The following is a 19,041-nucleotide window of genomic DNA, read 5'->3' on the forward strand; positions in this document are numbered from 1 at the left end:
TTTGTGAAAAAAATACATCATTTATAGTTTTTTACTGTCTTCTATTCCATTTAATTACCGTAAAGATAAAATTGAAATTATTTATTGATTTTTAAATAACTTACCTCTTCATTATTTCTCACTACTATTATATACTTGTTTTCATCTTTACTAATTGCTCCCATTCCTTTTACATCTCCTGATGCAAAAAAACCTGACTCCTTTCCTGAAATTGCTTTAAAAGCACCAGTACCATCTCCTTCCAAAAAACCACCATAGCTAGCATCGTTTCTTGGCGTTTCTACTTCAGACATCTGTAAATTACCCGCTATTAAAGCATCTAAATTACCATCGTCATTAAAATCTTTAACAATAATTTCATTAATACTTGAAATTTGTACTTCTTGAGGAAGTTTATGTACAATTAGCTTTCCGTTTTTATTTTCTAAATAAATACTTGCAAACGATTTAACTTTATAATGTAAAGCAGATTCTAATGCTTTATCAGAATAAACATCAATTAAAGTAGCTTCAGAAAAACTTTCATAATTTTTAAATTTCTTTTTAATTCCAGGTATTTGTTGTGATGAACATGATCTACCTCTTACAGGGTATTGTTTACCTTCATTATAATAACTTAATACAATATCTTGTTTTTTGTTTTTATCAAAATCATTTACAAAAATGTCAAAAGATTCATTTTTATTTGCCTGATACTTGTAATTAAGTCCATTATTCCCTAAAATATAATCTGTATCGCCATCATTATCAAAATCTCCTTCATTTATGCTCCACCACCAACCAGTAGTGTTTTTATCCAATCCTAATTTTTTAGAAACATCAACAAAACTATTTTTGTTATTTTTAAATACTTTAATTGGCATCCACTCTCCAACAACAATAATATCTAACCAATTATCATTATTATAATCTGTAATAACAGCTGAAGTTGCCATTCCTAAATCTTTAAAAGGTTTTGAAAAATCATCAGAAAAAAACTCAAATTTTGCATTTCCTTTTGAACCAACATTTTTTAATAAATAGGTTGTTGTAGGTAATGGATATTGTCCAGGTGTTTGACGACCTAAAACCAACAAATCTTCTTTACTATCTTTATCAAAATCTGCACTATAAACTTTTGAGCCGCTAGAAATAAACTCAGGTAAAGTTCCTTTTTTTGCTTTTACAAAATTTCCTTTTCCATCATTTAGGTATAATCTGTCTTGTAATAATTCTGACTTTGCATCAAACTCATAACCCCCACTAACAACATACAAATCATTATCTCCATCTGCATCTGCATCAAAAATTAGAGCGCCTAAATCTTCACTTAAAATATCTTCTTCTAAAAAGCTAGTACTTGCTTCTGTAAAACCTGTTTTCGTTTGATAAAATAAACTGCCTGTTTTACCTTTTGATCCTCCTATAAAATAATCTTCTAAGCCATCATTATTTAAATCTCCAATTGCTAAAGCTGGTCCTAATGAAGACATTTTATGAGGCAATAAAACCTGAGTATCAAAATCGTTGTGTTTATTTTCTTCATGTTTGTATTTTGGAAACACAGAATTCTCTGTTACAAATAATTTTTCTTGTTCTTTTTCTTCTTTAATGATGGGTTTTGTTGCATCGTCATAATTAAAAACAAGATTATTATTAGCTTCAACATTATTTAGAGTTTGTGTATTTCCGTTTTGCCAAACAACTTTTACTTCTTCTATTTTAGAAGTAGCACCTAAACCAAAATGTAATTCTGGCGCTACAGAAGACTGAAAACCTCTTGTTAACGTTAACTCTTGCATTTGAGTTTTATCAGCAGTTTTTACATAAACACGATTTCCTAATCCAAATTTATTATTTATACCTCCTTTGAAATTCACCTTTAAGAAATTGCTTTTTTCAGCACTTGTATTCTCAAAAATAGCTGCATAATCGTCTATATTGTTGGTAATAATTTCTAAATCTCCATCATTATCTAAATCTGCATAAACTGCTCCATTAGAAAACCCTTTGTATTCTATTCCCCATTTTTTATTTGCTTTTTCAAAATTTAGATTTCCATTATTTTTAAAAATAAAATTATCTATTTTTTCTGATGGAATTTGCAAACTCATCTCTAAAGATTTTTCTTTACCAAGATTCGCATCTTCTAGTTTATTAAAAAAATCTCTATTATTTACTTCTCTTCTTGTACCATTTGTAATAAAAACATCTTTAAGGCCATCATTATCAAAATCTGCCATTAATGGACCCCAACTCCAATCTGTAGAAGAAGTACCTGTAATTCGTGAAACATTTGAAAAATATGGATTTCCATCAGTAAAAACTCCCGAATTTACTTGAAAGCAGTTTTGCATATATTGATAATGAAAGCCCGCATCTACAACACTCCAAAATAAATCTGGATTCATACTTGCCATATTTGATTTTTGTCTACGGTTGCTTTTTGCATCCATATCAACTTGAAAAATATCTAAATTTCCATCATTATTAAAATCAGCAATATCAACTCCCATACCATAGAAAGCAGTGTGTGCAGTTGTTTTTTTCACAACTTCTTTAAACGTACCGTCTTTTTGATTGATGTACATAAAATCTGGTGAGCTAAAATCGTTTGAAACATACAAATCTTGCCATCCATCATTATTTAAATCTCCAACTGTTGCACTTAAAGACAAACCAAAGCTTTTTAAACCAGCTGCGTCAGTAACATTTGTAAAAGTATTTCCATCATTTCTATACAAATGATCAGACTCATTTTTTTTTACGTTTTTCATTTTCATTTGATATACAAATGCTGGAGAACTAAATTTTAAAGGAGGATAATTTGCCACATAAACATCTAAATCTCCATCGTTATCATAATCAAAAAAGGTGGCATTTATGCTATTTCCTTCATCAGCCAAACCATATTTTTGTGCTTGTTCTGTAAAAGTATTGTCTTTATTATTGATGAATAATTGATTTTTTTTAGATCCAAATTTCCCAGAAACGGAACAATAAATATCTAAAAAACCATCATTATTTACATCCGCCATGGTAACTCCTGTATGCCATTCCTTACTTCCAGAAACACCAGCCTTATCTGTAATATCCTCGAATTGTAAATTCCCTTTATTTAGATATAATTTATTTGAAACTTGGTTACCTGTAAAGTACAAATCTGGTAAACCATCATTATTGATATCTCCTACAGAAACGCCTCCCCCCATATAAATATATGAATACGTGAAATAATTAATAGAATCGTTTTCTGTAAGAATATTTTGAAAATCGATATTTGTATTCGTATTTTTTAGTTGACTAAAAATTTTTGTAGATTCTATATTAATTTCTTTTTCAGCTGATGTACAATTCCAAAGAGTAATTATTGTGAGCAATAATAAAATGTGTTTAAAATAAGCTTTCATTTTTATATTATTTTTTTCAATATGGATAATTCATTGTTATTATTTACGATTATAAAATATGTTGTATTGGCTATTTTTTGGTTGATAAAAAGTTTATTTTTTCTTAACTCTTTATTATTTAATGAAACAGATTTACACACATAAACACCTCACCACCAGCGTTGTTAATATTGATAGTTACAACTCCACTACCAACTAATGAGTATCTATAATTGATACGCATTGGTTTGCTCATCAATATTTTAAAATTCTATATTCAATTTTGTTCCAGAGACAAGTGTAAATTTCTTTTTTAGTATGTCTTAGAATTCATTTTCTTTATTGCAAAAAAAATAGTTAGATGTTATGTATTTTTAAAAATAAAAAAAACGGCGTTTCGTTAGAATACGCCGTTTTAATCAATCAACTCAAATTATTAATTTTTATTACCACCCAGGGTTTTGGTCAGCACTTGTAACATTTGGATTTGATGAAATTTCGGCAGTAGGTATTGGCCACAATTCGTTTTTACCTACCTGAAAACCAGTACCGGCTAAAAAAGTTGCAGCTCTATCCCAACGAATAAGATCATCAAAACGAACTTGCTCTCCTGCTAATTCTACTTTTCTTTCATGTACAATAGCTTCAAAAACTTGTTCTTTTGAAAGTGTAGTTGATAACAATGGAAACACCCCTCCTTCTGTTGCTCCTGCTCTAGCTCTTACTCTATTAATTAAGCCAACTGCAGTTGCTTGAGAACCACCTGGTCTTTCATTTTCACACTCTGCCATCATTAACAACACATCTGCATAACGAATTACTTTAGCATTAATTCCAGATTCTTGTACTTCATTTGGTTGCTTATAATAGTTTTGGTATTTTCTCCAACCTCTCCCTACAAAAAAGTTACTTGCTTCAAAGGTGCTATTTCCATTATTATAAGTATCACCAGCAAAATAGCATGTGTAATTTAATCTGTTATCACCAACTTCAAAAGAATTAACTAAATCATCTGAAGGGGCAGACCCAGACCAATCTATGGACCCATAATCTTGTGATCTAAAAGTAGCGTGGTTTTGACCTTGACCTTGAACATTTGAATTCCATTTAGCAGATGTTCCTAAAGTTAAATCGTACTGAACTTCCCATACAGATTCAATTCCATGCTCTGTTTCTTCTAAAAAGTTATCTAAATAATTAGGTTCTAAATCATACCCTTTCATTTTTTCGAATGATACTAATGCTTCTTCATATCTTTTTTCATACAAGAAAACTTTTCCCAAAAATGCTTGTGCAGCACCTTTGTTTGCTCTCCCTGCATCTTCATTTCCTTTTTCTAAAAGGTTCGTAGAAGCATATTCTAAATCTTCAATTATTAATTTAATTACATCTGCTTTTGGACTAATCGGTTTTCCTTCTGGCTGTGTAAAGTCTCCGTTTCTTAATGGAATGTCTCCAAATTTATTAACTAACAACCAATAGTATTGTGCTCGTAAAAATCTAGCTTCTGCATAAAATTTTAGCTTAGTTGCATTACTTAATTTAGATTCTGGAATTGCATCAATAATTGACGCATTACCAATTACAAAATTTGCTTTATTGATACCTCTATAACAAGAATCCCAATAATCGCTAATCCAGTTAGTTGTTGAGTTAAAAGTAAAGTATAAAAAAACTGCTTTATTTGGCTCCATACCACCGGCTTCCATGGCTTCTTGAGACATATTGTCATTCATAAACCACATCATTCTACCGTATAAAGCAATAGTTTGTAAGTTAGCATACGCTGCATTTACAGCTGCCTGAACTTGTGCCTCATTCGCAAAATAAGTTTCAGGGGTTATTTGAGTTGGATCTGATAACTCGAGATCATTTGTACTGCAAGAATTTATGGCAAAAACTCCTGTAAGAAACAGAAATAAAATTTTATATTTTTTCATGATTATTATTTTTTAAAATGAAACTTGAACTCCGAATAAGAATGATTTTGGTTGTGGGTATCTTCCCAAATCTACACCAGATGTTAATTCTGGATCTAATCCATTATAACCTGTTATAGTTAATAAGTTTTGTGCACTTGCATACACTCTAAATTTGGTAAAGTATCCGTTAAACACATCGTTTGGAACTGTAAATCCTAAACTAATATTTTTTAATCTAGTATAAGAACCATTCTCAATAAATCTATCTGATACCGCAAAGTTTTCTGTAGCCCCACCAAACCTTGGCATCGAAGTAGTTAAATTACCAGGGGTCCAACTATCTAATAAAGCAGTAGTTCCATTAAACACTCTACGAGAACCTCCTTCTAAATCAAATCTAACGGTATTATATACATCAACTCCCTGTACACCAGTAATAAACAAACTAGCATCAAAGTTTTTATAATTAGCACTTAAATTTAATCCGTAGGTAAAATCTGGAAGTCCATCTCCTAACACAGTTCTATCATCAGCATCAATCTTTCCATCGCCACTTATATCTTTATATCTTATATCTCCAGGTTGAATAGCTGTTTGTGTAGGATCTCCAGAAAAAACAGCATCAACTTCTGCTTGGTTTTGATAAATACCATCACTAATATAACCATAAAAATGGTTTATAGATTCTCCTTCTTGAATATTTGTAACGTTAACCCCAGCATCTTGAAGTGCAAATCCAGGAATTTCATCTACTCCTAAAAATAAAACTTTATTAGAACTAGAACCAATATTAAAATTAGCAGACCACATAAAATCTCCTTCAGAATCATTATACCCAAAAATAGCTTCAAAACCTTTTGTTTCTACAGAACCAACATTTGCTGTAATGTTACCAGCATGAGAACCAGAAGATAATGCCGTTGGTAATTGAACTAATAAATCATCACTTGTGTTTTTAAAATACTCTAAACTAGCCGTAAATTTATTATTAAATAAACCTACATCAAGACCTATATTAAACATAGAAATTTCTTCCCATTTTAAATCTGGATTTGAACCACCATTTTCGGTAAAACCAGCTCCGTTTGTATCTCCTAAAGGATATTGAAAATCTCCAACAAGTGTAGCAGCATATCTGTAATCTCCAATAGCATCGTTACCAGTAATACCATAACTACCTCTTAGTTTTAAATTATTAATACTGCTATCATCTCCAATAAAATCTTCTTCAGAAAGAACCCAACCTAAAGATGCTGATGGGAATGTACCCCAACGATAGTTTGCTCCAAATCTAGATGAAGCATCTCTTCTTACAGAAGCAGAGAAAATATATTTACTATCATAATTATAGTTTAATCGTGCTAAATAACCTAATCTAGTTGTTTTACTATTATTACTTCCAATAGTTTGGCTATCTGATCCAAATTGCTGTAATTCATCAGTAACAAGGTTTCTTGCACTACCACCAAAACCTAAACTAGTATTTTCTGTTTTTTTCGGCTAAAGCTAAAAACTCAACATTATGCTTTTCTGCAAATGTTTTAACATAGTTTAAACTGTTTGTAAATACCAAGGCTTGCCCCCAACTTGCATCTGCATTATAAGAAGCAAAGTCTTGTGAATGTGTATTGCTTGGATCATCAGAAAAACTAGGTACAAAAGTACTATTTCTGCTATTAAAATAATCTAAACCTATTTGGGTTCTAAATTTAAGACCTTCTAAAATGTTATATTCACCATACAAACTACCAATAATACCTAAATTATTGGTACTAAATGTTGGAAGTGTTTGAATTCGAACAGGATTTTCTGCATCTTGATCATCACCAGCATTAGAAGGCCCCTGAAAACCACCTGGATTGTTAGGATTGTATACAGGTAAAAATGGAACAGATTTAATAGCATGTGTTATTAGTGTTCTACCACCACCCATTTGTTCTCCTTTAGACTTACTTAGTGATATAGACATCGTTTGTCCAAACTTAAACTTTCCTGTAGTATAAGAACTGTTTGCTCTAAAAGAATAACGATCGAAACCTGTATTAATAATTGTTCCTTCTTGCTTTAAATATTCTGCTGAAAAAAATTGTGTGCTATTTTCTGTTCCTTTAGAATAATCTAATTTATAATCTTGTATTAAACCTACTTGAAATATTTCATCTTGCCAATCTGTATTGTTTTCAAATATTGCTGCAGGTCTGTCTGGAAAGACATCGTTATTAGCTGCAAATTGTAAATACTGAGTAGTGTTCATAAGATTATACCTTTTAGTAACCACCTGAGCACCAGTATATGCAGAAAAATTTAACTTTCCTCTACCTGTTTTACCTGTTTTAGTGGTTACTAAAACTACACCATTAGAACCTCTTGCTCCATACAATGCTGTTGTAGAAGCATCTTTTAATATCGAAACATTTTCAATATCAGAAGGGCTAATTCCAGAAAGATTACCTACAATTACACCATCAATAACATATAAAGGACTACTGTTACCAAAGGTACCTAAACCTCTAATTAAAACTTGAGGACTAGACCCTGGAGCTCCTGAATTAACGATAGTTACACCAGCAGCTCTACCTTGTAAAGCTTGTTCTGCATTTGTTACTGGTAATGCTGCCATTTCTGCTGCATCTACTGTTGCAATGGCACCTGTAACTGTTTTTCTACTTTGTTTACCATAAGCTACTACAACTATTTCATCAAGACTTTCTAAAGACGCTGTTAAAACAACATCTATATTTGTTCTATCTCCAACTAAAATGGTTTGACCAGTCATACCAATATAGGCAAAAACTAACTCATCTGTAGGCGAAATATTCTCAATCTTAAATAGACCATCAAAGTCTGTCTGTACTCCTTTTTGTGTTCCGTTTACTACTACACTAACACCAGGTAATAATTCTCCCATAGCGTCTTTTACTGTCCCGCTAACAGTCTTGGATTGTGAAAACAGACTCTGAGTACATATCATAACTAATGCTATGATCGCGATTTTCATTTTTATCATTTTGAGTAATTTAATTTTATTGAATTTGAACTTTAGTTACTAATACATTCTTTTCTGATGACAACTTTACATCTGGTTGTTTACCACCAATACTAATATTCATCGTTCCAGATTCTATTACTTTTTTTCCTTCTTCAGATATTCTCGCATATTTTGTAGATGGAATTTTAAATGTTATTGTTTTAGTTTCGTTCGATTTTATAAGTACTTTCTTAAAATCTACCAAACTTCTTATTGGGTTATTTTTAATTGTATCATTTTTATGCGTAACATAACATTGTACAACTTCTTCTCCGGAATATTTACTGTTATTTTTTACATCAACAGAAATAACGACATCATCATTCTTTGCAATTTTATCTGATATTTTTAAATTAGAATACTCAAATTTAGCATAACTTAAACCATGACCAAAAGAGAATAAAGGCTCTCCTTTAAAGTATCTATAAGTTCTATTTTCCATGTTGTAATTTTTAAAATCTGGTAAATCTTTTACAGATTTATAAAAAGTTAGTGGTAGTTTTCCTGACGGATTATAATCTCCAAAAAGAATATCTGCAATTGCATTACCACCAAATTCACCAGGATACCAAGCTTCTAAAATGGCAGGAATATTTTCTGCCGTCCAATTAATAGCCAAAGCACTTCCGTTCATTAAAACAACCACTGTTGGCTTGCCTAATTTCTGAATTTTTTTAACTAATTCTACCTGTGTTTTTGGTAGTGTAATTTTAGACCTATCACCTTTATCAAAACCTTCTATAACAACAGACATTTCTTCGCCCTCTATTTCTGGTGTTAATCCTAAACAAAGAATTACAACTTCAGATTTTTTTGCAGCTTTTATTGCTGGTGATAATAAGTCTTCATTTAATTTTGCCCAAACTAAATGAGCTTGAGGGTCTGAAAGTGTATTGCTATATTCTATTCTTATTTTATAAGCTTCTTTTGCTTTTAATTTTGCATTAAAATATTCTAATTTCGGCTCATAATCTGCACTATACTCAAACTTTAAAGAATCGTTAACATAAAGCTTTGCATAGCTACTTGCTTTTAAACCAATTCTATAATCTCCAGTTTCTTTTGGTACTATTTCTCCAGACCATCTTACTGAAAAATCATCCGATTTTAAATCTTCGATAGGTCTAATAGGTGTCCAAATAAAATTTACAGTTGCATCGTTTCTTACCAATACCGGTTCTCCTTCTAAATTACTATTGTTGTAATATTCAGCTTTAAGACCTGTACCATTTTCATTTTTTAAAACCTCACTAGGTATTGCTTTTAAGGTTGGCCATTCTTTTGCAATGTAAGAACCTAATGCATAATTAATAGTTGTGTTTGGCAATTTCTCTTGCAATCCTTTTAACGGTGTAATAAAGTTTTTTGGTGTTCCGTGATAATTACCTAACAATGCTTGTTTAGAATCTGCATTTGGACCAATGACTGCTATCGATTTTATATCCTTACTTAAAGGTAAAATATTATTATCATTTTTTAACAACACCATAGATTCTTTGGCTATTTGTTCTGACAATTTGTAATGCTTTTCACTAGCTACAACATCGTAAGGTATTTTAGACCATTTAACATTGTTCTGATCATCAAACATCCCTAATTTAAAACGAGCAGAAAACAATCTTACCAAAGCAACATCTAATTCTTCTTCATTTATTAACTGTTTTAAAACTGCTTCATTTAAATTAGGATCGTAAACACTACCACAATTTAAATCTGTACCACTTGTTACTGCCATTGCAGCTGCTTCTTCTGGTGTTTTTACAACAGCATGTTTGTCTTCTTCCCAAAAATCATTTATTGCCCAACAGTCTGAAACTACATATCCACTAAACCCCCAATCTTCTCTTAATATTTTTTGAAGTAATAAATCGCTACCACAACAAGGCTTATCATTATATCTATTATAAGCACACATTACAGAGTGTACTTTTGCTTCTTTTATAGCAGCTTCAAAAGCGGGCAAATAAGTTTCGTATAAATCTTTTTTATTAGTTACATAATTGTCTTGATGTCTCGATTTTTCTGGCCCACTATGAACTGCAAAATGTTTTGCGGTTGCTACAACTTTTAAATGCTTTTCATCATCACCTTGTAAACCTTTTATATAGTTTACCCCTATTCTACTTGTTAAATAAGGATCTTCTCCATAAGTTTCTTGTCCTCTTCCCCAACGTGGGTCTCTAAAAATATTAATGTTCGGAGTCCAGAAAGTAAGACCTTGCCCCATTCTTCTTTTTCCCTCACTAATAAACTGATGATATTTTGCTCTTGCCTCATCAGAAACAACAGTTCCCATGTTAAAAATTAAGTCTGGATTCCAGGTTGCTCCCATACCTATTGCTTGAGGAAAAACAGTTGCTTCACCAGCTCTTCCAACTCCATGCAAACATTCATTCCACCAATTATATTCTGGCACACCTAACCTTTCTATTGCAGGTGCATCATATCTCATTTGAGATATTTTTTCTTTCAAGGTCATTAAACTAATTAAATCTGTCGCTCTTTCTTCTGTTGATAAAGATTCATTTTGAAATTTAAATTCAGTATTTTCTTTACTACATGAAAAAACAAGAAATAATGAAAGGAAGCAGATATTAAAAGCGCTTCTAGGTTTTAGTTTGTTGATATTCATTTTACTTTTATTCAAGATCATTAATTAAATATTAAAACTAGTAACAATATTAAAACACCCACAATTACTATTTCTAAAATGATATTTCTTATGGGATATTTTTTCTGCATAATTAACTCATACTACCATCCAAATATAGAAAGTTGATGTACTTTTAAGTAAAAGAAAGAATGCATACGCTGTTAATTTTGGATCTTTTTAAGGTAAAATACCATAAAACAGTACTTCTATTAGCTTTTTGTAGCTAATTTCACATTCAAGAAATATAAAGGAAAAAAGTTGTTCTTTTTCTTTGATAATAACTTCAGTTGGAAATTTTCTAAAATGTGCTTTTAAACATTTTTGGAAAATAAAATGCAGAAGAAAAACCAACTTTGCTTATAAATGTAGAACCTGTCTATAATTTTTGATATGCTCTTTCTTATCTAATTATTCTTAACAGGTAGTTTGAGTTTGTTTTGTTAGATATTTAATTTATCTGTATGATTGACTTTTACTTAAGTTTAATTGACAAGACAATTCCTCTACATTGAAACTAGAATTGTTTAAATTTTAAATTATATAGACTAAAACTTTATTAATAAATTCTTAATAATACAATTCTATACTAGGTAAAAAGGAATAGGGTCAAGACTAAATGATTTTATCATCTCTTAGCCTTAACCCTATTTCTAATTAACCCTTTAATTTAATATTACATTAAAGGGTTAATGTTATTCAAAATCTAGGAACCTAGCACTTTAAATTAAGTATTTTAATTGGAAGTTTATAATTTTTCAAGTTTAACATATCTAACCATAATACCGTTGGTTTGATATCCATTATCCAATAAAATCCTAGCCGCATTTGTAGTATCATTCGTCATTGTAAACACATTTTCATAGGTTGCGTATTCTGAATCGGAAAGTGATACACTTCCTTGTGCGCCATAGGCACCCCAACCGTGACGCCCATCACCATCACCAACGGAAAAGCTAAAATTAAAACCTCCTTGACCAGTAACGGCCTTTAATTCTATAGTAAGTTTATATTTTACATCTTTCTCTAAAGTAATGCTTGGTTTATACAATTGTAGCGACCATGGGTTGGTTCCAGGAACAATATCTGTAGAAATCATAACTCCTTCTTCTGCATAAACATTAGAAGAACCACCATCATAACCTTGATTGGTCCAACCATCTATACCGCCAGTAAAATCAGATTCGTAGATAATCTCCGATCCTAAGGATATGGAAATAGTATCTGCAATACCTGGATAACTAACAACGATTTCCGAAGTCCCACCCACATAAGCTGTTCCTTCTGCTGGGTTTGTAGTAATACCATAGATTTCAAAATCTTCAGAGACAACTTTCACGTCACCTTTTCCAGTAACGGCTAAAATTACACTTAAGCCTTTAAGGTCTATTAATTCTCCAACAGCATAAAGCGTTTTATCAGGTTTAAATTCCAAAGTCATGCTAGTAACATTAATTTGGTTTACGGTTAGAGGTATTCCTACCATGGTTCCCGTAGCAGTAATTGCTTGAACTTCATTATCCGTAGCCTTCAATTTTTCCTCATTGGCCGGCGTGGTGGTAATTCCGAAAGCAGTAAAATCATTAAAAGAAAGCTCAAGCTCCAGACCACCTAGAAGTACATAATTAACAACTGTCCCCTCAAGGTTCAACCTTTCACCTACATCATATACATTTTTTGTAGGACCAGTCACTAAAGTAGCGCTTACTGGTTCAAATGGGATTACATTGATGGATTGAGTAACCTTTACTTCTGTTTCTAAATAAGAAATAACAACACTTGTATTATTTATGGCCAAAACATCACCATTCATAGGAGTGGTTGCAAACTTTTTTCCAAAATCAGCAAAAGCCACATCTGCTGTGGTTCCATCCTCCTGTACCGTAGTTACTACAAGGTCAGATAAATCTAATATTTCTCCACTTACATAATTCGTCTTAGGTTCTGTTTTTACTCTAAGCTCTACTATATCATTGGTAACATCTATGGCCTGAATCATACCTTTTCCAGTATTACCTACCGTTATAATCACGGCTTCATCAGAAAAATCTAATACTTTTCCATTGGTTGGCTCTGTGGTAATTCCTTTTTCTTCAAAAGAAGAATAAGGTATATCTTCACCATTCTCTCCTTCACCTAAGGTGATTATCATACTGGTAAGATCTAATGTTTCTCCCAAAACATACTTTACTTTGGGTTGCGTTTTCATTGAAATTCCACTTAATCTCGAATAAGTATTTTCTTCATCGTCACTACAAGATGTGCACAATAATATTAAAGGCAATACAATGGCAACGAACTTAAATAGTAAATTATTTATATTTTTTATCATTATCTATAGGTCTTTAAGTTCAACTGTAAACTCTTCAAAGATGGCTGTTCTATCTCGTATTACTAAAGTATCCTTTACGGTATGTGTCTCTGCGTTAACGGCATCTTTATAAGTATAATTTAAATAAATTACATCTTTTTTATTTCCTCCAAAAGAATCTCCGTCTTCAACAAATTGACCGGTACCTGTAACTCCATAAGGATCGTTTTTATAACTACTTATAGTACAAGTGTTATCCTCATTAAAGGAAAGTTCCATAACAACATTACCTGGGCTAGAGTTTTCACCACGCCCAATAAGGTTTTGATATTTAACCTTGTCCATTCCTGCTGTTTCTAAAAGTGTTAATTCATCTCTCTCTACAAAACCTGCATTATATACCCTTCCTACTGTAGAGGTAGGATCCGTAATCATATCATTACCTCTTCTAAGGTAGTTACCGTGAAACCTGTTCATAAATTTAATACCAAACAAGGTATAATCCTTCGGAAGTACATCCCAATCTAACGGGTTTACACGATCTGGATTAGACATAAAGCTCCTTCCTACGGACAAGGTATCTAAATTATCAGCCTTGGTCATTACCAACGGAATTACATAATTAGTGGTATTTACTTTACCAAACGACAAGGTGTCTTTAAAAAACGCATCACGTAATTGAACTTGAATCCTTCCCTTGGTAGAACCAGAAGGAATAGATACAGGACTTACCGTTTCAAACGTATAATATTCTGCAGGAAGTGCCTTTACATTTGCTACGTTGTTTAAAAGACTATTGTCTACTTCAAAATAGATTTTTCGTTCTTTATCATTTGTATAAACTCCAGTCATCAAGGCAGTTATTTCGAACCTATAATCATTATCATTATCGTTAAAGGCCAAATCATAATCTCCTAGTATAAGAGTACGAGCTGGGGTTTGATAAGGAAAATAAGCTCCTTGAAAATCGTAATCATCAAACTCCGGTTCGGTGTTGCTGCATGATAAAGCTATCAGAGCACCTATTAATAAAACTATATTTTTTGTATTCATTAATGAAGAATTTATTATTATTAAACATATTTTGGATTTAGTTCTCGACCCCTACCAGGAACCTAAACCAAACCTAATTTATTTTCTGGTTATACGATAGGTTACCAACCTTGGTTCTGTTCTAATTTATTAAATTTAACTATCTCGTTCTGTGGTATTGGGCCATAATTGGCATTATCACCATAAATTCTAGATTCAACATTTAAAATTGTATAATTAGCCCCATTATATTTCGCTCCTTTAGCGTTAGGTGTATTATCCAAAATCCCCCATCGTCTTAGGTCGTACATACGATACCCTTCAAAACAAAGTTCTAATCTGCGTTCGTTTCTAATCAATTCTCGCATATCTGCTTTAGAAGTGATACTAGACAAGTAAGCATCCCCATTACTTAGACCTACTCCAGCTCTAGATCGGATCGCTCCAATTATAGTACGAGCACTCATACCATCTACCATATTATCAGGACCTCCTAATTCATTGGCAGCTTCAGCCAACAATAGATATAGATCCGTATAGCGTAGATAAATACTCATTTTTTCTGTTGTAGTTGTACTTCCATCATTGCTGATTACTAAACCTGGAGCTACCAATTTCTTCATGTAGAAACCAGAACGTGTAGATTTACCTTGCACCTTATCCACCTCATCACTACCGCCACCGACACCGGTATTGATAACTCTACCATTAAGATCGTTGCCATTGTATAATATGTACAAAGCCAAACGAGGATCTCTATTGGTATATGGATTCGCTGCATCGTAATCTGGGTGAGAAGTTGAGAACGGAGTACCGTCTAACATTGGAAATGCATCTACTAAGTTCTGAGTAGGATTTACAGCTCCATCTCCATTTAAAGAAGGCGGAAAATTAGCTTCCTCTACCCATGCAGAACTATATACATTTTCTCTCCATAGTACTTCTGGAAAATTACGGGTACCGTTAGGAAAATCGTAAAAATTGGTTAACCCATTTGGATCCAATCCTACTACTCCTCCGTTATCGTTCAATAGACCACCCAAAATATTGGCTGCTATTTGGTAATTATCTCCAGATCCGTTTAAGAATGCTGGACTAGCTGCCAATATATTTAATTTTGCTTGAATGGCTTTAATAATCCTTCCGCTAACACGACCATCTTGAGAACTACCAAAAACAAACTGATATCTTTCAGCATCAATATCATTATACCTTGAAGGGCGTTTTGCAAGATCTCCATCCCAATCCATTGGCAAATACTCTAAGGCTTCCTCTAAATCTGTATTGATACGATTCACCGTTTCTTGAAAGCCTAATCTTGGTATGTTAAAATCAGCATCAAAAGATAATAACTCAGAAATATAAGGTATTCCTAATAATTCACCTGAATTGTTCTTACCTCCATGTTCTTGTAAAATCCAAAAATGTCTTATCGCTCTCAACGCAATTGCTTCACCGCGCATCCTTTCCTTAAAAAGTTGATTGGTAATAGTATCTCTTTTCCAAAACACATTATCAATAACATCTAGGAAGTTGTTCACATATAGAATTTGCTCATACTGTCCCCACCTACTTGTAGGTGTATTTTGAGAATTCCATTCACCTGTAGCCATACGTGTATAATTGTTAACTACATTATTTACTGCATCGTCAGTTGCCACATCACTAAAAGAATACTGATTAGGCATTTCATCATAGCCGTTAAGCAGTAAGCCTTCTGCAAAGACGGGGTCAATGTTTAATCGGTCTTCCCCTAGTAGGTTTTCATCTAAGGGCTCGAACATAGTACAAGCACCTGCGGATAAAAGAACCAAAACTATCGCTGTATATTTAAAAATATTATTCATGTCTAAAATCTATTTTTTTTAGTTAAAACTTCATTCTAAGTCCCAAAGAATAGTAACGGTACATTGGGCTATTACTTAATTGCAGTTCTCGAATGTCCTTATTTTTTGAAATCTCTGCAAGATTTGATCCGGAAGCAAATACACTAAAATCTTGCATCTTCATCTTCTGTACCCAATTTGTTGGTAGATCATAAGTCAATTGTACACGTTGCAACCTAAAGTTACTATTGTCATACAACCAAAAGTCTGAGTTTACACCTAAGTTGTTTGTATTTGGCAATGAAGACAGTCTCGGAAAAGTTGCCGTATTAGCTGTTTCTGGAGTCCAACGCCCACGAACCACTTCAGAGTATTTTTGATCTCCTTGAGGACGATAATAGTTACCATCGGCTACACCATTACCTCCAACTTCGGCAGTTAAAAGTGCAAAGAGAGTAAAAGGACCATAATCTAAGGTAATATCAGAACTGAAAGTCCAAGGAGAATCCCATCGACCTATGGAAACTTCATCTTGATTGTTTACCACTCCATCGTTGTTTATATCTTTATAACGAATATCTCCTGGCTGTAATGCCCCAAACTGCGTAGGTATACCTGCATTAAGGGAACCATCCGTGTTAAAATCATCCTCCCCAAAGAAGCCCATAGACTTCAAGCCAAAAATAGCATTTACAGGTTTACCCTCTCTATTCTGGTACTCGTCTGCATAAACTTCATCTACCTTCTTTCTAGTAGAATTGGTGTATAATACTCTGGCACCGATGTTCATTCCAAACTCACCAAAACGATCTAAATAGTTGGCACCGAATTCAAAACCAGAATATTTATCAGCGTTGAAATTAGAATAAGGTCTAAATCCTCCATAGTATTCTGGATACACAGTGGTTGCATTGATTACTTGGTCTGTCAAATCAGATCTAAAAACATTAGCCTCTACCCATAATTTTTTAGCAATCAAGGCTTCGAAACCAAGGTTATAGTCCATTCTTTTTTCCATACCCAAATTAGTATTCTGACCTCTGGCTATTGTCGTGTATTGGTTATTGAAACCAGAACCATTAGCATCTCCCCAATTATAAAATCCATTATTACCACCTTGTTGATAAATAGCATCATATAAAAAATATCCATCAATACCTATATCAGAATAAACAACTCCCATAGAAGATCGTAGTTTTAAATAATTTAACCAAGAAGAATCTTTTAAAGACTCTTCTTCAGAAAGTACATAGGCAAAACCTAAGGTAGGAGCAAACTTACCTCGATTTCCTTCTGCTAATTTTATAGAATTTACATAAGACGCATTAAAATCGAACATCAATTTGTTCTTGTATTTATAATTAACGATCAATCCTAAATGGCTATTCTTAGAAGATTGTTTTTCGTCTATAACCTGAGTGCTATTTGCAAGCGCTATTAAAGAAGTATTAATCTCATGATTTTTGCCTAACATTTTCTCGTAGTTAATCATCCCATAGAAACCGTAACGAATAGTAAACACATTAGAATTAATATTTTCTGTAAGTCCAGCAATGTCATTATCCCTTATGTTTTCCAATCCTATAATCTTACCCTCATCATTCCAAGTAGGCTCATAAGCGGCAAACTGATTTACATTACTAGTATTGTAGAAATTATAAAAATCAAAACTCAAATAGGTTTTAGCCGATAATCCCTCCGTAACAGCACTCAAATCAAAATCGATTGCATTGTTTACCTGACTTATTCTTGTTAAGTTGGTAGTACGCCCACCAGCATATACATTAGCCAAAGGCACATTGTCTCTAAAATTTCGATTTCCTCCTATAAGGAATCCATTAAATTTATTGGCAGCTTGTAAGACACCTGCTAATTCTGGATAGTTCGTGACATCTACAGCACTAATAGGTAATAAAGGAGAATATAGGTTTGGTCTAAAATTGTTACCTTCATCGTAAAGATTAGTTAAAGAAGCTTTATTTTGTTCAATAACAGCAATCATATCAAAGCTACTCTTGATCCAGTCATTTACTCGAAAGTCTATATTACCACGAACATTAAAACGTTTAACACCTTTATCGTTATCGGTAACATTCTGTATTGTCTGATCGTTCCTAAAACCAACATTGATATAGTATTTGGTATCTTCTACGGATCCTGAAAAATCGGCCACCACATTGGTAAATGAAGCGTTATCTTTCATATAATCACTACTGTAAAAATCTACATTAGGATACCTGTAAGGATTTACTCCACTGGCGTGATTAGCAATTTCTTCGTCGGAAAAACTTGGAGTTGCACCGTCATTAACTCTAGCTTCGTTAAAAAGCGTCATATATTCAGCAGATCCCAGATAATTTGGCATTCTTGTAGGAAATTTGATCCCTGAACTAACACTTACATTAAACTCTTGCTTTACTGCACCACGTTTCGTTTTTACAACGATAACTCCATTCTTTCCCATAGCACCGTAAAGAGCTACTGCATTGGCATCTTTTAGAATGGTGATTTCCTCGATTTCTTCCATATTTAGCAAATCGATACTTCTACCTGGAATACCATCCACAACGATTAAGGCAGAACCTAAACCACGGATGTTGTCGCTTCCTTTAAGCCCAAGCATTCTACCTGATAAGGCATCGCGAACCCATTGGGTGTTATCATATTTAAGGAAATCATCGGGTTCGATAGTTGATACCGCACCAACCACGTCTATATTCTCTCGATTCTGGAATCCTAAATTTACTTCTTCCTTAATTTTGGATACCAATTTATTGGTATTCATTTTAATGGAATCGGTTGTTGCGGTTAAATCATTGTCCTGAGCGGATACTGTAAGGGAAAACATCACAGAGACGCAACCAAACAACAATGATTTTTTATATTTATTAAAGTGTGTCATAG

General features: G+C 32.8%; 8 protein-coding genes and 1 pseudogene. All 9 read right to left on the minus strand.

The features are described 5' to 3' along the window. Window positions 1–77: 77 nt before the first annotated feature. The gene (locus H0I29_RS01475) at window positions 78–3,389 is read right to left on the minus strand and encodes a VCBS repeat-containing protein (RefSeq protein WP_218754176.1); all 3,312 of its coding nucleotides are present in this window, start codon (window positions 3,387–3,389) and stop codon (window positions 78–80) included. A gap of 425 nt (window positions 3,390–3,814) precedes the next feature. Further along, entirely contained in the window at window positions 3,815–5,308 is a 1,494-nt protein-coding gene (locus H0I29_RS01480) for a RagB/SusD family nutrient uptake outer membrane protein (protein WP_218754177.1), read from the minus strand. A gap of 12 nt (window positions 5,309–5,320) precedes the next feature. Continuing rightward, a pseudogene (locus H0I29_RS18295) lies at window positions 5,321–6,700 on the minus strand (SusC/RagA family TonB-linked outer membrane protein); the annotation flags it as partial. A gap of 67 nt (window positions 6,701–6,767) precedes the next feature. Then, complete coding sequence (locus tag H0I29_RS18300; protein WP_254712678.1) at window positions 6,768–8,288, minus strand: SusC/RagA family TonB-linked outer membrane protein; 1,521 nt, start codon at window positions 8,286–8,288, stop codon at window positions 6,768–6,770. 25 nt (window positions 8,289–8,313) lie between these two features. Continuing rightward, window positions 8,314–10,950: a glycoside hydrolase family 3 protein gene (locus tag H0I29_RS01490; RefSeq protein ID WP_218754178.1), complete on the minus strand. Its 2,637-nt coding sequence runs from the start codon at window positions 10,948–10,950 to the stop codon at window positions 8,314–8,316. Window positions 10,951–11,716: 766 nt separating this feature from the next. Next, entirely contained in the window at window positions 11,717–13,300 is a 1,584-nt protein-coding gene (locus H0I29_RS01495; RefSeq protein ID WP_218754179.1) for a carbohydrate binding domain-containing protein, read from the minus strand. A gap of 3 nt (window positions 13,301–13,303) precedes the next feature. Further along, entirely contained in the window at window positions 13,304–14,332 is a 1,029-nt protein-coding gene (locus H0I29_RS01500; RefSeq protein ID WP_218754180.1) for a DUF5627 domain-containing protein, read from the minus strand. Between the two features lie 101 nt (window positions 14,333–14,433). Further along, window positions 14,434–16,158, minus strand: coding sequence for a RagB/SusD family nutrient uptake outer membrane protein (locus H0I29_RS01505; RefSeq protein WP_218754181.1), 1,725 nt, complete (start codon window positions 16,156–16,158; stop codon window positions 14,434–14,436). Between the two features lie 22 nt (window positions 16,159–16,180). Further along, complete coding sequence (locus H0I29_RS01510) at window positions 16,181–19,039, minus strand: SusC/RagA family TonB-linked outer membrane protein (protein ID WP_218754182.1); 2,859 nt, start codon at window positions 19,037–19,039, stop codon at window positions 16,181–16,183. Window positions 19,040–19,041: the final 2 nt, after the last annotated feature.

This window comes from Polaribacter sp. R2A056_3_33 (assembly GCF_019278485.1).
GTDB lineage: Bacteria > Bacteroidota > Bacteroidia > Flavobacteriales > Flavobacteriaceae > Polaribacter.

Coding starts and splice junctions, on each gene's coding strand:
- H0I29_RS01500 (WP_218754180.1), bottom strand. CDS start 14,332: ATGAATACAAAAAATATAGTTTTATTAATAGGTGCTCTGATAGCTTTA.
- H0I29_RS01505 (WP_218754181.1), bottom strand. CDS start 16,158: ATGAATAATATTTTTAAATATACAGCGATAGTTTTGGTTCTTTTATCC.
- H0I29_RS01495 (WP_218754179.1), bottom strand. CDS start 13,300: ATGATAAAAAATATAAATAATTTACTATTTAAGTTCGTTGCCATTGTA.
- H0I29_RS01510 (WP_218754182.1), bottom strand. CDS start 19,039: ATGACACACTTTAATAAATATAAAAAATCATTGTTGTTTGGTTGCGTC.
- H0I29_RS01475 (WP_218754176.1), bottom strand. CDS start 3,389: ATGAAAGCTTATTTTAAACACATTTTATTATTGCTCACAATAATTACT.
- H0I29_RS01480 (WP_218754177.1), bottom strand. CDS start 5,308: ATGAAAAAATATAAAATTTTATTTCTGTTTCTTACAGGAGTTTTTGCC.
- H0I29_RS18300 (WP_254712678.1), bottom strand. CDS start 8,288: ATGAAAATCGCGATCATAGCATTAGTTATGATATGTACTCAGAGTCTG.
- H0I29_RS01490 (WP_218754178.1), bottom strand. CDS start 10,950: ATGAATATCAACAAACTAAAACCTAGAAGCGCTTTTAATATCTGCTTC.